Genomic DNA, 17,510 nt, shown 5'->3' with positions numbered 1-17,510 from the left:
CGGCCCCCGGGCCCGGCGGTTCCTACCGACAGGAGCCGCCGGGCCCATCCGCATCACCGGGCCCCACCTGGCTCCCCACCGAGGCCAGGTAGGCGGCGGTCAGCTCGGGGGTGGCCAGCCAGGCGGCGTAGTCGCGCGCTTCGGCGTAGGTGTTGGCGAGCCGGCGGCCGACCTCCGGGTGTTCGGCGGCGGCCGCGAACACCCCCTGGAGGTGGTCCGGCACGGTCAGCATCGCGGCGGTGAACTCGACGCTGTGGCGGGCCTGTTGCTGCCAGAACCGCTCGGCGGTGCGGCACATCCAGTCGGCCGTGTAGGGGGCGTCGCCGTGCTCCACGACGGCCCGGCGGTAGGCCTCGGCGGCCCGGGCGGCGTTGTTGGCGCCCTGTCCGGCGATCGGGTCGGTCACCACCACCGCGTCGCCGAGGCCCAGCACGTGGACGGCGTCCACGCCCGAGCCGAGCTCCGCCACCGCGCGCCGGACCACCGGGGTGACCGCGCCGAACAGCCCGGCCCCGGCGTCGGTCGGCTCGGCCTCCGTCCAGAGCTCCGCCTCCCAGGGCAGGTACTCGGCCAACAGCTCGCGGATCCGGGCCAGTTGGACATCCGGCGGCGGGGCATCGCCGAACGCGTCCAGCGGGCCGCCGGGCAGCGCCTCCCAGAGCAGGATGTCGCAGGGGCCGGAGAGGGTGAGCGCCGGCTGCAGGTACAGCTCGCCTAGGCCGGGCAGGGCGTTCATCCGGGCCCTCGGCCCGGCGGCCGGGTCCGGCGAGCCGACGCCGTGCGCGTACAGGCAGGACAGCGCCCGCTGCGGCCCGTCGAACGGCGAGCGGCCGGCGTCGCGCTCGAAGATCCCGGACAGGGCGCCGCGGCCGGCCGCGACCACGGTCAGCTCGTGCCGGCGGGCCAGCTCGTGCAGCCCGCCGCGGTCCAGCGTGCGGTACTCGACCACGCCGCCGCGCTCGGCCAGCAGTTCCAGCCAGCCGGCCAGCTTGAGCCGCTGGTCCACCGACTGGGCGGGCTCGTCCAGCGTCATGGTGTACTCCAGCGCCCGCACGCCGGGGGGCGCCGCCAGCACCGCCTCCACCGAGGAGACGGCCGGTGCCCGCTCCGCCCAGAGGTCCAGCCCGGCCGCCGCCTCGATCCGCAGGGCGGGGCCGAACATCGCCTGGGTGGACAGCACCCGGCCGCCGCGCAGCTGCTCCGGGGTGCGCTCGGCGACCAGCGTCACCCGGTACCCGTCCGCCACCAGCCCGAGCGCGAGTTGGAGGCCGGCCTGGCCCGCTCCGACGACGGCGATCCGGCGCACGCTGCCTCCTGGTGGTCTGTTGACGGTCCGTCAAGCAGGCACAGTAGTCGAGCGGGCGCACTCCGGTCACCGGTGGCGGGCGCATCCGTTCGAAGGAGGCGGCGGCGTGCGGACCGCGCCGCCGCCCCGGCCACCCGGGGTGCCCCGGGCCGGCTCAGCCGCGCAGGTGCGCGGTGAGCACCTCCACCACGTCGTGGGTCCGGTCGGCCAGGTAGAAGTGCCCGCCCTGGAAGACCCGCAGGTCGAAGGGGCCGGTGGTGTGCCGCTCCCACTGGCCGACCTGGTCGACGGTGGCGTGCGCGTCGGACTCCCCCGCCAGGGCGGTGATCGGCAGCGACACGGTCGCGTCCGGGGTGCTGCAGTAGGTCTCGACGGCCATGTAGTCGGCCCGCAGGCTCGGCAGGACCAGCTCGCGCAGGCCGGGCACGGCGAAGATCCGGTCGTCCGTGCCGCCGAGCGCGGAGATCTCGGCGAGCAGTTCGTCGTCCGGCAGCTGGTGGACCCTGGTCGTCCGGGGCAGCGAGGGCGCGCGGCCGGCCGAGACGACCAGCCGGTCCGGCCCCCGTACGCCGTCGCGCTCGAAGCAGCGGACCGTCTCGAAGGCGACGGCCGCACCCATGCTGTGCCCGAAGAAGGTGAGCGGCCGGTCCGCCCACTCCCGCAGCTCCCGGGCGAGCTGCTCGGCGAGGCCGGTCACCGAGCCGATCGTCGGCTCGCCGATGCGGTTCTGCCGGCCCGGGTACTGGACGGCGAGCACATCGGCGTGCGGCGCCAGCGCGTTGGCGTACTCCAGGTAGTAGCTGGCCGAGCCGCCGGCGTGCGGGAAGATCACGATCCGGGCGGGCGCGGAGTCGGACGGGTTGAATCTGCGGAACCACGGATTCTCGACGACGGCGCTGCTGGACATGCGGGGTGCGACCTCTCTCCGTGACGGACTCTGCAGGCCCCAGTCTGGCAGTGCCGGGCCCCGCCGCGGGCGCGAAGTGACGATCATGACCCTCCGGCAGGCCGGTTCTCGCCGGTGCCCCTCCGGCCGCCCGGGCCTGCCTGCCAGGAGGTTCAGGCCCGGACACCGGTCGCGGGGTCCGGATCGGTGACCCAGCCCGCGGCCAGGAGCAGACCGGAGGTGCGGTGGACGGCGACGAAGCCGAACGGCCGTCCGAAACCGGCCCGGACGATCCGCCGCAGGTACGACGGGCGCGGGCGCGCGGCGCCGCTCCCGGCGACTCCGAGGGCGGTCACCGAGGCGGCCCGGAAGCCGTCCGGGCCGAAGGTCGCGGTGGCGCGCTGCCGGGCGCCGTCGATGAACAGCGGTTCCGCTCCGCCGAGCCCGGGCAGGCGGTGCTCGGTCTCCGAGCGGGTCCCCAGTGTGGCCAGGCCGAAGAGGTCGGGGCGGGCGAGCAGATCGTGGTCGGCCCCGACGGTGAACCGCGGGACGTCCACGGCCAACAGGTCCTCCGGCTCGTACCGCCGGATCCGGTCGATCGTCAGGCCGGGGCCGGGGGCGCCGACGGGCAGGCGGTCGGCGGTGGTCCGGCGGTGGCGCCCGCTCAACGCCTCGATGCCGGTGGCCAGCACCCGGCCGGGCGACGCGCCGGGCTCGCCGAGCAGCAGATGGACACTGATGTCCCCGTACCCGTGCACCCGCACTTCGGTGACGAGCCCGGTCGGTGACTCCAGCACGGCGGCCCGGTCCAGCAGGCAGGTGTACCGCGACAGGTACCGGACGGGCCTGCCCCAGGCGTCCGCCGGACCCTCCGGCGGACCGTCGATCTCGTCGAACGGCCGGATCCAGTCGGTCCGGACGGTGAGCGCCGCGGCCAGCACCAGGCGGGTCTCCCGGTCCAACCGCACCGGCATGGCGTCGATCAGACCGCCGGTGGCCCGGGCGGCCCAGGCGTCCAGCCGCGCCTGGTCCTGCCGGACGTCACCGGAGAGCCGCCCGTGTACACCCGCCGGCAGCCCGGCCGGCCACTCCGGGCGCAGCCGCAGCCGCTCACCCGTCCAGAGCCCGAGGGCCGAGCCGACCGCCGGGATGCCCTCCAGCAGACCGAGGAGTTCCCGGGCCCGCTCGGCGGCAGCCTCCGGCGGCAGACCCAGGGCCTGCGTCAACTCGCCCTGGACGGCGGGGCTTCCGGCCGGCGCCAGCAGGCCGAGCAGCGGCCAGACACCGGCCGGCATCAGGACCGTCCCACCCTCCGGGTCGACCTGCCCGACCCAGCGCGCGCCCAGCGTGTTGACCACCCTCACGGCCTCGGCCTGGCTCATCCGCCCCCCTGCGCTCGATCGTCCGGCACGCCGCCGAGGGTAGGCCCGGGCCCGGGTGGGAGGCGACCGGTTTAACGCCACTCCCGGCCGCCAACGCCCGCCCGGCGAAGGCGGGTTCCGCCGCCCCGACTCCTTTTCCACTGCCGACCCGATCCGATCCGTGTCAGCATGGCCGCATGAGCGAACCCGACGACTGGATCACCATCGCGGCGTACGAGAACCTTCCCGGCCGCCCGACCCCGCCGGCCGCCCTCCGCGCTTGACTGCGCGACCGGGGCATCGACTGGATGCCCATCGCCGCCGATGCGGTGCGCAGTGACCTGCTCTGCGGGGTCGGCCCGGACGGCCGGTGGCGCGGCTGGTTCGACGTCCGGGTCGACGCCGACGCCCTGCGGACGATCGGGCTGCACCCCGAGCAGGCGTCCGCGGTCGTCAACGGACCTTCCCCGCCCGGCTGGTGGCACGCCGAGGCCGAGCGCCGGGCCCGTCGGTGACGGCGGCCGCCGGCCCGGCTCAGCCCGCCGCGCCGAAGCGGACCGTCTCGGCGCGGGAGCGGGAGGCCGCGTCCAGCAGCAGGACGGACGAGGCCTCCGGGGTCGGCATCGGGCCGCCGGCGCGCACGTGCCGGGTGAAGGCGGCCAACAGCCGCTCCAGGCTGCGGCGGTGGCGGGCGAAGACCCGGCCGGAGGCGTGCCGGCCGCGGGCCCGCTGGCCGTCCAGCGCGGTGGCGGCGCCGACGTCCAGCAGCACCAGGTGCAGTTCGCGGCCCCGGCGGGCCGCCTCCCGGGCGAGCCAGCGCCGCATCCAGGCGCGGCTGCCGCAGTCGTGCACCAGCAGCGGGCCGCCGCCGCGCACCGAGGACCGCAGCAGCCGGAAGTGCTCCAGCCGGGCCCACGGCCGGTACACCGCGTACGGCAGGGCGGCGGGCATCACGGCCTCGCAGGCCTCGTGCACCGTCCGCGGGTCCACGGCCCGGACCGCCGCCCCGGACCAGCGCCGCAGCAGCGTGCTCTTCCCGGCCCCCGGCAGCCCGGACACCACCACGACGGCGTCGGCCGGGTAGGCGGTGACGAACCCCGCCCCGGCCTCGCCCCGCAGATCGACCACGCCGCGCGGTGCCACGACCGCATCCACCCCGCCGCTCACCAGTCCGAGCCCCCGTTCACGTCCGACCGGGAACCCTAACAACAACGCCCGGCCGGCCGCTCGGCGGATCCGGCCGGACCGGGCCTCGGCGTCGGGCGTGCGCGCCTCGCGGCAGAAGCGGGGGCGCCCTCCGGCCGGGGGCCGAGGGGACCCCGCAGGCCCGCACCGGTCCGTCGGCGCCCACCCGCGCCCGTCGGTACCCGTGGGCCCCCGGCGACCGCAGTGCACCCGTGGGCCCGCCGTCCACTAGGCTGACGAGCCGTCAGACAGGAGGACGGCCATGGCGGAGGCGGCTCCGACGTACACCGCGCTGGTGCTGGACGGGCTCGCCCGCGATCCCGCCCGGGTGGCGCTCCGGTACGGGGACGAGGAGTGGACCGGGCAGCGCTGCCTGGACCTGGTGCACCGCGCCGCCCGCGCGCTGGAGCGGGCCGGGCTCGGGCGCGGGGACGGGGTGACGGTGCTGGCCGGGAACCGGCCGGAGGCGCTGCTGGTGCGGCTGGCCGCGAACCTGCTGGGCTGCCGGGTGGCGATGCCGTTCCCGGACGGGCCGGTCGCCGAGCAGGTGGCGCTGGCGGAGTTCGCCGGGACGTCCGCGCTGGTCTTCGACCCGGTCCGGTGCGCGGCGGCGGCCGACGGGGTCGCGCGGGCCGTGCCCTCGGCCGTCCTGCTCTCGCTGGGCCCGTCGCCGCTCGGGCTCGGCACGGACCTGCTGGACCTCGCCGCGGCCCGCTCCCCCGCCCCGCTGGCGCCCCGTTACCTGCCCGAGGACGTGATGGCGGTGCGGTTCACCGGCGGCACGACCGGGCGCCCGAAGGGGGTGCTGCGCCGCTTCGCCCGTCCGCCGCGCCCGCCGCTGCTGGCCGGCTCGGTCTTCCTGCTGTGCACCCCGCTCTGCCACGGCGGCGGCACCACGGCGGACCTGGCGCTGGCGGCGGGGGGCATGGTGGTGATGCAGGACGGGTTCGACGCCGGGGCCGTGCTGGCGGCGGTGGAGCGGCACCGGGTGTCCCGGATGTACCTGCCGCCGCACCTGCTGTACCGGCTGCTGGACCACCCGCTGCTGCCGACGACCGACACCGGCAGCCTGCGCCGGGTCGGGTACACCGGCTGCGCGCCCTCGCCGCGGCGGCTCGCCGAGGCGACCCGGCGGCTGGGCCGGGTGCTGCACCAGACCTACAGCCTGACGGAGTGCGGGCCGGTCTCCCGGCTGGGCCCGGACGAGCACCTGGCACCGCGGCTGCTGACCACCGCGGGCCGCCCGTACCCGGACACCGGGCTGCGCGTCCTGGACGAGGACGGCGCCGAGCTGCCGCCGGACCGGACCGGGGAGATCTGCGTCCGGACGCCGACCGCGATGGCCGGCTACTGGCGCGACCCGGAGCTGACCGGGCAGGTGCTCCGGGACGGCTGGCTGCACACCGGCGACCTGGGCAGCCTGGACGCGGCCGGCTATCTGACGGTGGCCGGGCGGCGGGACCCGATGGCGGTCGTCGAGGGGCACAATGTGTTCCCCCGCGAGATCGAGGAGCCACTGCGCACCCACCCGGAGGTCCGCGAGGCGGTGATGTTCACGACCGCCGACCCGGACCGCCTGGAGCGGGTGCACGCCGCCGTCGCCCTCGTCCCCGGCTCGCGGCTGACGGCCGGGCAGCTGCACCGCTGGGCCCGGGCGCACGGCCTCGGCCGGTGCGCCCCGGACTCGCTCCTGCTGCTGCCCGCGATCCCGCTGAACGGTCTCGGGAAACCGGACCTCGCCGCCCTGCGGGCCCAGGTGGACGCCGGGAGCGGACGGGCGGCCGCCACCGCGGGGGCGCGCAACGGGGTGTGACGCGCCCGACGAGTGCATCGAGCGCCTACGCGGGCGACCTCTCGTGCGCCACCCGGCGGGAAGAACCGTCCGTGGGCACTCGATCGTGCGGCCCGACCTGCCGATACATCCCCGGCAGCGCCGTGCACGTCGCTGTGGGCCGCACCGTCCCCCCAGGAGGCACTCCCTTGACCTGGCTACGCGTCCTGACCGCACTGGGCATCCTCGCCGTGGCGGCCAGTGCCCTGATCGTCTTCGCCCTCTGCACCGCCACCTCGCGCGGCGAGCGCGCCGCGGAGGAGGCGCCGCCCGACCTCCGGGCGGACGCCGAGGGCAGCGGCCTCTTCCAGCGGATGGGCGGCGACAGCTGACGCCGCGCCGCCCACCGCCGGTCAGTGCCCGGCGATGTCGTCCGGCCGGACCTCGATGTGGTCGGCGGCGAGATCGACCGCCACCCGGTGCTCCATGCCGAGCGACTCCAGGAACTTGACCGGCAGCTGCACCCGGCCGCTGCGGTCCAGCATCACGTACTCGCGCTCGTTCACCGACTCCTCGCCGTGCTCGTCCGTCACGGTGCGGCGCAGCACCTCGCTGGCGGTCCGCCCGTCCCGGATCGCGACCGTGCGACGGACCTCGCCCGCGACCATCGGGTCGTGGGTGACGATCACGACGGTGGCGCCCAGTTCGCGGTTGACGGTGCGGAAGGACTCGAAGATGATCCCGGCGGTCTCCGAGTCCAGCTCGCCGGTGGGCTCGTCGGCGAGCAGCACCGGCGGGTTGTTGGCCATCGCCACCGCGATCGCCACCCGCTGCTGCTGGCCGCCGGAGAGCTCGTTGGGCTTGCGGTGGGCGAGCTCGCCGATCTCCAGCGCCTCCATCAGCTCCGCCACCCGGGCCGCCTGCTGCCGGGCCCCGCCGGCGCCCGAACGACGGCCGCGCAGCTGCATCGGCAGGGCGATGTTCTCGGCGGCGGTGAGGAAGGGCAGCAGGTTGCGGGCGGTCTGCTGCCAGATGAAGCCGACCACCTCGCGCCGGTAGCGCAGCCGCTCCTTGACCGACATCTCCAGCAGGTCGCAGCCGGCCACGGTGGCGGTGCCGGCGGTCGGCACGTCCAGCCCGGCGAGGATGGTGAGCAGCGTGGACTTGCCGCTGCCCGAGGCGCCGACCAGGGCGACCAGGTCGCCCTGGCGGATGGTCAGCTCCAGGCCCTGGAGCGCCTGGACCTCGACCCCCTCCGCGCTGAAGATCCGGACCAGCCGGTCGCAGACGATGGCCGCTCCCTCGCCGTACGCCTTGGGCGAGGCGGCGGCGAGGGCCCGCTGCTGGAGCTCCTGGAGGCTGGGGGCCTCGGTGACCGTCCGCTCCTGGGGAGTGCTCTTCACCGGTGGTCTCCTGTCTCGACTGTCTGCTTCATCGCACCGCTCTCCACTGTCCCGGCGGACCGGGCCGCTGTCACGGCCCGTGCACCGCCCCCGCCCGCCGCTCCCGGCGGGTCCGCCGCTATCCGTGCCGGCCTCATTGCCGTTCCCCCGCTCGCAGTTCGGTGGCGATCTGGCGCCGGCCGGCGACCAGGGTCTCCAGCACCACGCCGAGGCCGACCACCAGGGCCAGACCGGCGGTGGGCAGCAGCACCGGCAGCACCGCCGGGGCCAGGGTCTCGCCGACGGTGGCACCGACCAGCGCCGAGAGGTCGAAGGCGCCCCCGAGCAGGGCGACCGCGGCCAGCGCGACCAGCCCGCCGCCGACGGCCGCCGCCAGGGTCTGCGGCAGCGCCTCGGCGATGATCAGCACCAGGCCCTGCCGGGGCCGCAGGCCCATGGTGCGCAGCCGGGCGAGCACCGCCGTACGGTCCGGCGCGGCCCGCAGCAGCGTCAGCAGCACGGCCAGCAGGGCGAAGCCGGCGGCGGCGAAGCCCGAGTACCAGAACAGCCGCCCGGCGGCGTGCTGCACCGGGTCGCCGGCCAGCTCGGCGATCTTCTCGCGGCTGCTGTGCACCACGTAGCCGGGGGGCAGGCCGGCGGTGGTCTTCCCGGCCGCCGTGGCCTCCGCGTCGATCAGCTTGGCGACGCGCCCCAGGAGCTCGCCGCTGCCGATGGCGCGCTCCCGCAGCAGGGCGCGGACCCGGTCCGGGTCGACGTCGCCGACGGCGAACCACTTGTTCACCCGGTTCGACCGCTTGAGCTCCGGCAGGTGCTCCGCGGCGGGGCCGGCCGGCACCACGACGAAGGGCTTGCCGGGGTCCGGGAAGGCGGGCGTGGCGGTGACGATCCCGGCGACGCTGGTGGCCATCTGGCTGCCGGAGGGCGTGCGCACCTGCGGTGCGCCCGAGTCCAGGTGCGCGGCCAGGTCCCGGCTGAACAGCGCGGGGACCGGGCCGTCCTTGCCGCCCGGGGCGGCGGTCAGCTTGGCCGGGTCGTACCCGCCGACCCCGACGGTGCGGGAGATCTCCGCGTAGGCCTCGGGCTCGACCACCACCAGGACGGCCTCGGCGGTCTCCCGGTCGGCGCCGACGAAGGTGGCCCGCTCCTCGATCCACGCGCCGGTCGCCGCCCGGACGCCGGGCAGTTCGCCGGCCGCCTTGGTGAAGGCCTCCGGCAGGTTGGCGTAGAGCGGGACGGAGACGGACACGTCGCCGCCGGTGGAGAGCCGCGCGGCACGCGCCCGGGAGTGGTCCACCGTGTCGAGCACGGTGGCCCCGAAGCCGGTGGCGGTGACGGCGATCAGCAGGGCGAGCAGCGGCAGCGCGGAGGGCCGCCGCCGGCCCGAGTTGTCGCGGGCGGCCCGGACCAGGCCGAGGAAGCCGACCAGTCCGCGGCCGCGGCCGGCGAGTGCGGCCAGCCAGCCGACCACGACCGGCTCGATCCTCGCCAGCAGCAGGCCGCCGGAGACGGCGAGCAGCAGCGGGGCGGCCACCAGCAGCGGGTCGACGCCGCTACCAGGGTGGCCGACGCCGCGACGTCGGACCTCGGCCACGGCCGCGGCGGTGACGGCCAGCACGGCGAGTTCGCCGACCATCCGGCGCCAGCCGCCGGCCGCCCGCGGGCGCGCCCAGAGCAGCGCGGCCCGGACCGGGAAGACCAGGATCGCGAGCAGGGTCACGGCGAGCGCCAGCAGCACCGGGGTGCCCCAGCGCGGGGTGGGCAGCAGCACCAGCGCGAGGGCCGTGCCGAGCACGGCGGCGGGCAGCACGGTCACCGCGCCCTCCCCGAGCAGCCGCAGCAGTACCCCCGTGCGCGAGCCGCCGCGGGCCTGGAGCAGCCGGATCTCGGCCGTGCGCCGGTCCGTGCTGAGCGCCGCGGCCAGGCAGAGCACCACGACCGCGACGCCGGCGACACCGGCCGGCCCGATCGCGCCCAGCGGGGCCGCGGCCTGGTAGCGGGCGGTGGCCCGGGCGAGGACGTCCGGCATCAGCGAGGTGGCGTGCAGGTCGGCCCGGAGGGTGGCGTCGATCAGGGCGGTCATGCCGGGGCCGGCCGTGTACGAGCCGAGGACCTCGCGGGTGTGGTCGAGCTCGTCGGCGCGCAGCGAGCCGGGGTCGACGGGCAGCCGCCAGAAGTTCTGGCCGCTCGAACCCCAGCGGGCCAGCGCGGTCAGGCTGCCGCCGTCGACGAAGCCGCTGGTCCAGTACCACGCGTCCTCGCCCTTGACGCCCAGGCAGGCCCTGGACGGGCAGCCGAGTCCCTCCCAGAACGGGTCCTGGGGGTCGTTGACCCGGTAGAGGCCGGTCACGGTGGTGCGCAGCGCGACCGGTCCGTCGGTGCCGCTCTCGATGACGTCGCCGACCTTGATGTTGATGGCCTCGGCGGCCTGCTGGCTCAGCGCGATCGGCAGCGGGCCGTCGACCGGGGCGGGGCCCGGCCAGGTGCCCGCGGTCAGCGTCGCCCGGTCGGCGAGGCCGTGCAGGTAGAACAGGCCGAGCCCCGGGACGGCCCGGTCGGAGAGCCGGGTGAACCCCGGGTTGAACATCTTCCGCTCGGTCTTGATCCGGGTGCCGTGGACCTGGGCGGACGCGCTCAGCGGCAGCTGCCGTCCGATCTGCGCGTCGAACTTCCGCTGCAGGGCTTCGAGGGCGGCGCCGTCGTCGCCGGGGGCCAGCCCGGAGGTGACCTCCAGGTTGGTGACGTTGGTGCCCAGGCCGCGCGTGAACTCCTGGAGCGCGCTGTCCGCGTTCCGGTCCGCGATGCGCGGGAAGGCCGCCGCCAGGAAGACGGTGACGAGCGCGAGGGCCGCCGTGAGCAGCGCGGCCAGCGGCATCGCGCGCAGCCGGGTGCGGACCCAGGGCGCGGGCCGGTGGGCCCGCGCCGGTTCGGGCGCCGGCGGCGGCGCGTGGGTGGGCACGGTGGTGCCGGCCTTGGTGGTCACATCTCCTCCACGTGGCGCAGCCGCGCGGCCACGTCTCGACGCCGGCGGCCGATCAGGAAGGCCGACAGCAGCGGGACGACGGCGATCGCCCCCGCGAACAGCAGCGCCTGACCGAACGGCAGCTCGACCAGGGCCTCCGGCACCGGGCGGCGGGCCGCCGGGGTCAGCACCACGAAGGGCACGATCAGCCGGACGAGCAGGGCTCCGAGGGCGAGGCCGACGATCCCGCCCAGGCCGACCAGCACCGCGTTCTCGGCGGCGACGGTCCGGGTGACCTGCTTGCGCGGGGCGCCCAGGGCGAGCAGCAGCGCGGAGTCCCGGGAGCGCTCGTGCGCCGAACCGGCCACCGCGGCGGCGAAGCCGATCGCGGCGAGCACGGCGGTGACGATCGCGATGGCCATCAGCGCGCTCTGCGGGGCGGCGCCGACCGGGTCGCCGAGGAGGCCCTCGGAGACCTCCTCGTAGAGCGCGAGGTCCTGGCTGCCGGGCGCGCCGCGCAGGGCGGCGGCGGCCTCGGCCGGGATGCGGTCGCCCGGCCCCGTGGCGGGCAGCCACCACTCGGTACGGGAGGGCAGGTTGCGGTCCTGGACGGACAGCATCCGGGCGACCGAGCCGAGGTCCAGCAGCAGCGCCCGCTGGCCGGCCACCGGGAGGGCCTCGACCGCGCCGGTCACCTTGACCGGGACGACGACCCCGCTGAACGGCACCTGGAGGGTGTCGCCGACGGAGGCTCCGACGGACTTCAGGTAGTCGTGGGTGGCGACGCCGTTGACGGCGGCCGGCAGCGGCGCCCCGGTCGGGCTCAGCACCGCGCGGATCGGGTCTCCGATGCCGCCCGCGGGGTGGTAGCGGACCGTGAACAGGCTGTCGGCGGCGGCCGCTTCGGAGGCGAGCGCGGCCACCGGCGAGCCGCCCGCGCCGTTGCGGGACTCCGGCGGCTTGATGGTCCAGCCGGCACCGGACGGCACCGGGACGGCGGTGGACGGTCCGTCGGCGGTGTCCGAGACGGCCAGGTTCCGAAGGGTGACCTCGCCCTCGCTGCGGTCGCCGAAGGCGACGTTCGCGCCGACCACGGTCAGCGGGGCGGCGACCGAGCCCACCGGGGCGTCGACCAGCGCGCCGAGCCGGATCGAGGAGTGGACCTGGCCGTTCATCGGGAGCTCGCCGAACGGGACCTTGTGGACCAGGCCGAAGCGGTCGCGCAGCAGCAACCGGACCTCGGGCTGGATCGGGACGCTGGTGAACCGCGAGTTCTTCGGCTCCTGCTGGCTCACCGCGATGTCCGCGTCGATCCGCAGCGGGCTGCCGGGCAGCGGGATGCCGGTGGGGGCGGGGGAGGCGAGCGAGCCGAAGACCTCCGCGCCGGTGCGGCCGTCGAGCAGGTCGGAGCGGACCGGGACGCGTTCGGCGAAGGCGGCGGCGTCCACGGCCATCAGCTGGCCGGAGCCGCCCTGCAGCGGCTGCTCGTCGCGCACCACCGCGACCAGCCGATCACCGCCGGGCAGGCTGCCGTAGCGGCCGCCCTGACCCATCGGCGCGTTGTGCGAGCCGGAGATGCGCAGGCCGCCGGCCGTGGCGAAGGCCGCCTGGTCGCGCTGGGAGGCGGTCCAGGTGGCGTGCTGACCGAGCGCCAGGACGCCGGTGGCCACGGCCATGACGAGGAGCAGGACGGGGCCGGTGGCGCGGCCGGGCCGGCGGGCCAGCTGCCAGCCGACCATGGCGGGGCCGAGGCCGCTGCCCCGGGCCGCCGCGCGGGCGCCGAGCCGGGCGACGACCGGCAGCAGCCGCAGCACCACCAGGGTGCCGGCGCACAGGGCGAGGGTCGGGGTGGCGACCAGCAGCAGGTCCACGTCCAGCCGGCCGGTGGAGTCGGGCGACAGCCCGCCGCCGTACTGGTCGAGCTGCTGGTAGGCGAGCGCGGCCAGGGCGAGCACGGCGATGTCGCCGCCGTTGCGGGCGACGCCGGAGACCACCGCCTGGCGGCGGCCGGCCCGGCGGCGCAGGGCGGCACCGACGCCGCGCACCACGCTCGGCACGGTGGCCAGCAGGATGCAGGCGAACGCGCAGACCACGGCCACCGGCCAGAGCGACCAGCTGATGCCGGTGTCCAGGGAGACCTGGTGGGCGCTGCCGAGGCCGGCCAGCGCGCGGACCAGGAACGGGGTCAGCAGCGGCGCGAACACCGCCGCGGGCAGGGCCAGCAGCAGCGACTCCAGGGCGGTGAAGGAGCCGAGCCGGACGGCCGAGGCGCCGCGCGCGGCGAGCATCTCGTTCTCGGACTCCTGCCGCGCGGCGATCAGGTGCACGACCAGCAGCAGGGCCGCCGCGGCGAGCACCGCCAGCTGGAGGGCGCCGATCAGCAGGGTGGACCGGGCGACCACCATGCTGTCGGACAACTCGCGCATGATGTCGGGCAGTTCGGTCTTCGCGGCGAGCGAACCGGAGGTCCGCAGCTCATCGGAGAGGCGCTGGGCGCGGTCGCCGACGGCCTGCGCGGCGGCCCGGTCGACGCCGGAGAAGTCGGCGTCCAGCGACCAGCCGCGGCTGCTCTGGACCAGGCCGGCCGTGGTGAAGGCGCTCTGGTCGACCATCATCGGGCCGAAGGTGGTGAAGCCGGCGACCTCGATCTCGTGGCCGCCGACCGGGTCGATCCGCCAGTACGGGGCGGCCGGGTCGGTGGCCCGGTAGACGCCGGTGATCCGGACGGTCAGCGGCTTGCTGTCGTTCCGGTCGACGAGCCGGACCTCGGCGGGCAGGGCCTGCTCGGTCAGACCGAGCCGGCGCAGCAGGCTCTGCGGGACGGCGGCCTCCGGGGCGGCGGACTGGGCCGGCCCGGTGGCGGCGCCCGGCCAGGCGCCGGCCACCAGTTGGACCCGGCCGCGGTCGAGGTCGGCGAGGACCGTCAGGTCGAGCTGGGCGCCGGGGGCCTGGCCGGCGGAGGCGCCGGCTGCGCCGGTGCCGCTCGCCGGGCTGCCGGTCGCCGGGCTGCCGTTGGCCGCGGTGCCGTTGGCCGGACTGCCGTTCGCCGCACTGCCGTTCGCCGCGCCCCCGGAGCCGGGCAGGCTGTAGGAGCGGCTGCGCATCACGCTGTCGGTGTGCACGGGCAGGTCGCCGAAGAGCTTCTGCCGGTAGGAGGCGAGCGCCTCCTCGTCCTTCGTCCGCTGGTCGAGTCCGTGCTCGCCGGTCACTGTCACCGTGGTCCGTGCGTGACCGGGCCCTTGGAGCGCCTGCCGCAGGCCGGCCTCGCCGACACTGCTGTTGAAGGCGACCAAGGCGGTCAGCACGGATGTGGTGATCAGCACCGCGAGCAGGACGGCGGCAGCCAGCGGCACTCGTCCGCGCAGTCGGCGCACGACGAAGCCGAGCATCAGGTTCCTCCCCCGGACTTACGTCCCCGGTTGCATCCCCGGGCCCCGCTCGTCGGTCCGATCCGAGTGCCGATCCGCGTGCAGATCGGTCACAGATGGACACACCGCGGGCACACCGGCGCATTGATCACCGGCTATCGGTCGCCGGATAGCGGACGATGCTGTCAGATTCGATCCAGGAACGGAAGGGACTTGCGCGAATCAAGTAAGCAATGAGCAAATTCCTTTCATTGGTAGCATCCCGGCCGGGGATGCCCTACTTGAAATGCCATGAACACCTCACAAATCCGGCTTCGGCGCACTCCTTTGGCCCGGGACACCGACTTCTCGGATTCCCGCCCGGGAACGTGAACCGCCGGAGCACTCATATCCGTAGAACCGGACGGGACCCGGATGGAACCGGGCCGCCACGCCCACAGGGGGACGCCGCATGACGCAGCCTCAGGCCGCCACCGCCGACACCACCACCCAGCCGATGGTGGCCGTCACCGACCTGCGCCGGAGCTTCGGCACCGGTGAGCGGACCGTGCACGCCCTGCGCGGCGTCTCGTTCACCGTCGGCCGCGGTGAACTCACCGCGCTCAAGGGCCGGTCCGGCTCCGGCAAGACCACCCTGCTGAACCTGGTCGGCGGCCTGGACGCACCGACCGGCGGCAGCATCGCGCTGGACGGCATCGACCTCGCCTCGCTGGACGAGGACGGCCGGCTCGCCCTGCGGCGGGAGCGGATCGGCTTCGTCTTCCAGTCCTTCGGGCTGATCCCGATGCTCACCGCCGCCGAGAACGTCGGCGTGCCCCTGCGGCTGCGCAAGGCCCCGGCCGCCGAGCGCGAGGAGCGCGCCCACACCCTCCTCGCCCTGGTCGGCCTCGCCGACCACGCCAACCAGCGCCCCGGCGAGCTCTCCGGCGGCCAGCAGCAGCGCGTCGCCATCGCCCGTGCGCTGGCCAACCAGCCCAGCCTGATCATCGCCGACGAGCCGACCGGTCAGCTGGACTCCGAGACCGGCCGCTCGATCATGGAGCTGCTGCGCGCGGTGGTGCGCAGCGAGGGCGTCACCGTGCTGGTCGCCACCCACGACCCGACGCTGATGGGGCTCGCCGACCGGGTGATCGAGGTCCGGGACGGACGGATCGTCGAGGAGGAGGCGGAGCAGGCCGCCTAGCGGAACGGGCCCGGGCCCGGGAGTTGGTGCCGGGGTGAGTCCCGGATGCGCGCGACAGGACTGCTTTACGGGGGTGGGGATGCGGGGTGCCTCCCCGCCCCCGTGGGCCGCCGGCGCTCGGACTCAGGGCCCGGCCGGGACGATCGATTGGGCATGGTGGAACACCTCCTCCCCGTCCCAGTAGGCCTTGGTGCGTTGCAGCCGTGGGTAGTTGCCCTTGTAGTAGAGGCGCGGGTAGTCCGGGTCGGGCTGGTCGGCGGCGCCCAGGTCGGTGTCCGGGTAGTTGACGTAGGCGCCGTCCGTCGCGGTGTCGATCTCCGGGACACCGCCCGTCTCCCGGTAGACGTCGCGGTACAGCCCGCTCAGGTAGGCGAGGTGCTTCTCGTCCTCGGCCGGGTCCGTCCAGTGCGTCTGGTACTGCAGTTTCATGATCGAGTCGCGCTGCGGGACGGCCGTCTCCTCGGGGCGGCGGGCGTTGATCCGGCAGCCGTAGGAGTCGATCTGGACCACCGTGTTCGAGAGGTCCGCCCCCTCGACGTCCCGCGTCAGCCAGTCCCAGAAGGCGGCGATCTGCACCGGGGCGAACGGCTCCCGGTGGTAGGCCGACTTGTGCTTGCCCCGCTCGTTGTCTCCCGAGGGGTTGAGCGTCATGGTCGCCTGGAACCAGGGCATCCGGCGCCGCTTGTCCGGGTAGGGCAGGAACAGCCCGCCGGCCGAGCGGGTCTGCACCACCGGGCGCGTCGTCATCCCCTGTTCGACGGCGGCCACGAAGGCGTCGAGCGGGGCCGGGTCCGCTCCGTCCCACTGGCTGAACAGGACGACGTTCCCGTTGGAGTGGTGGGTGAGCTTGAGGATGGCGAACAGCCCCTGGTACACCGCCTCCCGCGGGCCGCTGTGCTCGGCCATGAAGGCGCCGAAGTTGGCCACCAGGGTCTCGAAGTCGGCCGGCCGCCGGAGCAGTTCGGCCCAGGGCCAGGCCACGCTGCTCAGCCAGACCCGGGGCGGCGGCTGGGGCACGTCCGACGCGAAGTGGTACCGCAGCACCACCCCGAAGTTCCCGCCCCCGCCGCCGGTGTGGGCCCAGAAGAGGTCCTGCTCGGGCGAGCCCGGCGCGTCCTCGCGGTGCGCCTTCGTCACCACCGCCCGGCCGCCCCGGACGGTGACCACGTCGACCTGGACGAGGTGGTCGACGGTGAGCCCGTGCCGCCGGGAGAGCAGGCCGTACCCGCCGCCGCAGACGTGCCCGCCCGCGCCGACCGAGTAGCAGGACCCGGCGGGCAGGGTGACGGCGTACTCGCGGAACAGCGTGGTGTAGACGTCCCAGTTGGTCGCGCCGCCGTCGACGCCGTAGGTGGGCCGGCCGAACTTGTCGGTCGAGGCGGCGACGCCGCGCATCGTGCCGAGGTCGAGGATGACGCCCTGGTCGTTGTCGACGAAACCCTCGTAGCAGTGCCCGCCGCCGCGGACCGTCGGCCGTAGCCCGGCGTCCAGCGCGCGGTTCACCTCGGCGACCGCGTCGGCCTCGTCGCCCACCAGCCGGATGTAGGCGGGACTGCTGCTCCACCGCTGGTTGAAGCCCTGGGCGAGGGTCTGGTAGCGGGGGTCACCGGGGAGCACCGACCGCCCCTTCGGCAGCTCCCGGCGCGCGCCCTCGGCCGCCGCCGCGCCCGTGGAAGCGGCGGTGATCCCGGCGGCCGCCGCGCCGGCACCGCCCAGGAATCCCCGCCGGGAGAATTCGTACCGCATGTTCCGTCCCCACTTTCCCGAGTCCGAGAGAAGCCGGCGGCCCGCACGCTAACACGGATATCCGGCCACGGGAATCGGTTAATGGAAAGTGTGACAGTACGTCATTCCTGCTGGTCCAGCCTGGTCTTGACCGTCGCCGTGACGCCGGAATCCCATTGTCAGTGGCATGGGCTATGGTCGCCGACGAATCGCAGGAATCCGCTCCACGGGAGGTTCGATGACGATCCGTCTCCGCGTTCTCCGCGTTCTCCGGGCCTTCCCGGCCCTCCGGGAACTCGCCCGGAAAACACGGTCGTGGTGGCCGGCTGCACCGCCGACCACCACGACCGTCAAACCCTCCCC

Annotated in this window: 12 protein-coding genes; 4 read left to right on the top strand and 8 right to left on the bottom strand. The window is 75.5% G+C overall.

Going from position 1 to position 17,510, the window contains the following annotated elements; translation table 11 throughout:
- Window positions 1–22: 22 nt before the first annotated feature.
- The 3 genes from ACFVXH_RS17325 to ACFVXH_RS17315 all read right to left on the bottom strand — a co-directional run bounded on the left by ACFVXH_RS17325 (window position 23) and on the right by ACFVXH_RS17315 (window position 3,574).
- On the bottom strand, window positions 23–1,306 hold the full coding sequence (locus ACFVXH_RS17325) for a styrene monooxygenase/indole monooxygenase family protein (protein ID WP_387824421.1): 1,284 nt from the start codon (window positions 1,304–1,306) through the stop codon (window positions 23–25).
- Window positions 1,307–1,460: 154 nt separating this feature from the next.
- Window positions 1,461–2,213 carry a thioesterase II family protein gene (locus ACFVXH_RS17320; RefSeq protein WP_049657441.1) on the bottom strand — a complete coding sequence of 251 codons (753 nt, stop codon included), beginning with the start codon at window positions 2,211–2,213 and terminating at the stop codon, window positions 1,461–1,463.
- Between the two features lie 152 nt (window positions 2,214–2,365).
- Entirely contained in the window at window positions 2,366–3,574 is a 1,209-nt protein-coding gene (locus ACFVXH_RS17315; protein WP_387824418.1) for a proteinase inhibitor I4 serpin, read from the bottom strand.
- 287 nt (window positions 3,575–3,861) lie between these two features.
- Between ACFVXH_RS17315 and ACFVXH_RS17310 the strand changes: the two genes are divergently transcribed.
- Window positions 3,862–4,068, top strand: coding sequence for a hypothetical protein (locus tag ACFVXH_RS17310; protein ID WP_380743296.1), 207 nt, complete (start codon window positions 3,862–3,864; stop codon window positions 4,066–4,068).
- Window positions 4,069–4,087: 19 nt separating this feature from the next.
- Here the strand turns inward: ACFVXH_RS17310 and ACFVXH_RS17305 are convergent, their stop codons facing one another.
- A complete protein-coding gene (locus ACFVXH_RS17305; protein ID WP_380743294.1) occupies window positions 4,088–4,696 on the bottom strand; it encodes an AAA family ATPase in 609 nt (202 codons plus the stop codon).
- A gap of 304 nt (window positions 4,697–5,000) precedes the next feature.
- Here ACFVXH_RS17305 and ACFVXH_RS17300 point away from each other — a divergent pair, with 304 nt between their 5' ends.
- Together ACFVXH_RS17300 and ACFVXH_RS17295 are read left to right on the top strand one after the other, a co-directional pair.
- Window positions 5,001–6,551: an AMP-binding protein gene (locus ACFVXH_RS17300; protein ID WP_387824415.1), complete on the top strand. Its 1,551-nt coding sequence runs from the start codon at window positions 5,001–5,003 to the stop codon at window positions 6,549–6,551.
- Between the two features lie 167 nt (window positions 6,552–6,718).
- Entirely contained in the window at window positions 6,719–6,901 is a 183-nt protein-coding gene (locus ACFVXH_RS17295) for a hypothetical protein (RefSeq protein ID WP_049658969.1), read from the top strand.
- 21 nt (window positions 6,902–6,922) lie between these two features.
- Here the strand turns inward: ACFVXH_RS17295 and ACFVXH_RS17290 are convergent, their stop codons facing one another.
- The 3 genes from ACFVXH_RS17290 to ACFVXH_RS17280 all read right to left on the bottom strand — a co-directional run bounded on the left by ACFVXH_RS17290 (window position 6,923) and on the right by ACFVXH_RS17280 (window position 14,260).
- On the bottom strand, window positions 6,923–7,912 hold the full coding sequence (locus tag ACFVXH_RS17290; RefSeq protein ID WP_049658967.1) for an ABC transporter ATP-binding protein: 990 nt from the start codon (window positions 7,910–7,912) through the stop codon (window positions 6,923–6,925).
- Window positions 7,913–8,045: 133 nt separating this feature from the next.
- Window positions 8,046–10,892, bottom strand: a complete 2,847-nt coding sequence (locus tag ACFVXH_RS17285) for a hypothetical protein (protein WP_387824411.1) — start codon at window positions 10,890–10,892, stop codon at window positions 8,046–8,048.
- A complete protein-coding gene (locus ACFVXH_RS17280; RefSeq protein ID WP_387824408.1) occupies window positions 10,889–14,260 on the bottom strand; it encodes an ABC transporter permease in 3,372 nt (1,123 codons plus the stop codon). Before ACFVXH_RS17280 ends, ACFVXH_RS17285 begins: the two co-directional genes overlap by 4 nt.
- A 430-nt stretch (window positions 14,261–14,690) precedes the next feature.
- Between ACFVXH_RS17280 and ACFVXH_RS17275 the strand changes: the two genes are divergently transcribed.
- Window positions 14,691–15,422, top strand: coding sequence for an ABC transporter ATP-binding protein (locus ACFVXH_RS17275; protein WP_049656422.1), 732 nt, complete (start codon window positions 14,691–14,693; stop codon window positions 15,420–15,422).
- Window positions 15,423–15,545: 123 nt separating this feature from the next.
- Here the strand turns inward: ACFVXH_RS17275 and ACFVXH_RS17270 are convergent, their stop codons facing one another.
- Complete coding sequence (locus ACFVXH_RS17270) at window positions 15,546–17,168, bottom strand: FAD-dependent oxidoreductase (protein ID WP_387824405.1); 1,623 nt, start codon at window positions 17,166–17,168, stop codon at window positions 15,546–15,548.
- Between the last annotated feature and the right edge of the window lie 342 nt (window positions 17,169–17,510).

The organism is Kitasatospora sp. NPDC058184, assembly GCF_042883725.1.
GTDB lineage: Bacteria > Actinomycetota > Actinomycetes > Streptomycetales > Streptomycetaceae > Kitasatospora.
This window is presented reverse-complemented; position numbering and strand designations above follow the sequence as displayed.

Excerpts from the sequence above, each read along its gene's own strand:
- ACFVXH_RS17270 (WP_387824405.1), bottom strand. The coding sequence starts at position 17,168 with ATGCGGTACGAATTCTCCCGGCGGGGATTCCTGGGCGGTGCCGGCGCG.
- ACFVXH_RS17275 (WP_049656422.1), top strand. The coding sequence starts at position 14,691 with ATGACGCAGCCTCAGGCCGCCACCGCCGACACCACCACCCAGCCGATG.
- ACFVXH_RS17315 (WP_387824418.1), bottom strand. The coding sequence starts at position 3,574 with ATGAGCCAGGCCGAGGCCGTGAGGGTGGTCAACACGCTGGGCGCGCGC.
- ACFVXH_RS17280 (WP_387824408.1), bottom strand. The coding sequence starts at position 14,260 with ATGCTCGGCTTCGTCGTGCGCCGACTGCGCGGACGAGTGCCGCTGGCT.
- ACFVXH_RS17300 (WP_387824415.1), top strand. The coding sequence starts at position 5,001 with ATGGCGGAGGCGGCTCCGACGTACACCGCGCTGGTGCTGGACGGGCTC.
- ACFVXH_RS17320 (WP_049657441.1), bottom strand. The coding sequence starts at position 2,213 with ATGTCCAGCAGCGCCGTCGTCGAGAATCCGTGGTTCCGCAGATTCAAC.
- ACFVXH_RS17310 (WP_380743296.1), top strand. The coding sequence starts at position 3,862 with ATGCCCATCGCCGCCGATGCGGTGCGCAGTGACCTGCTCTGCGGGGTC.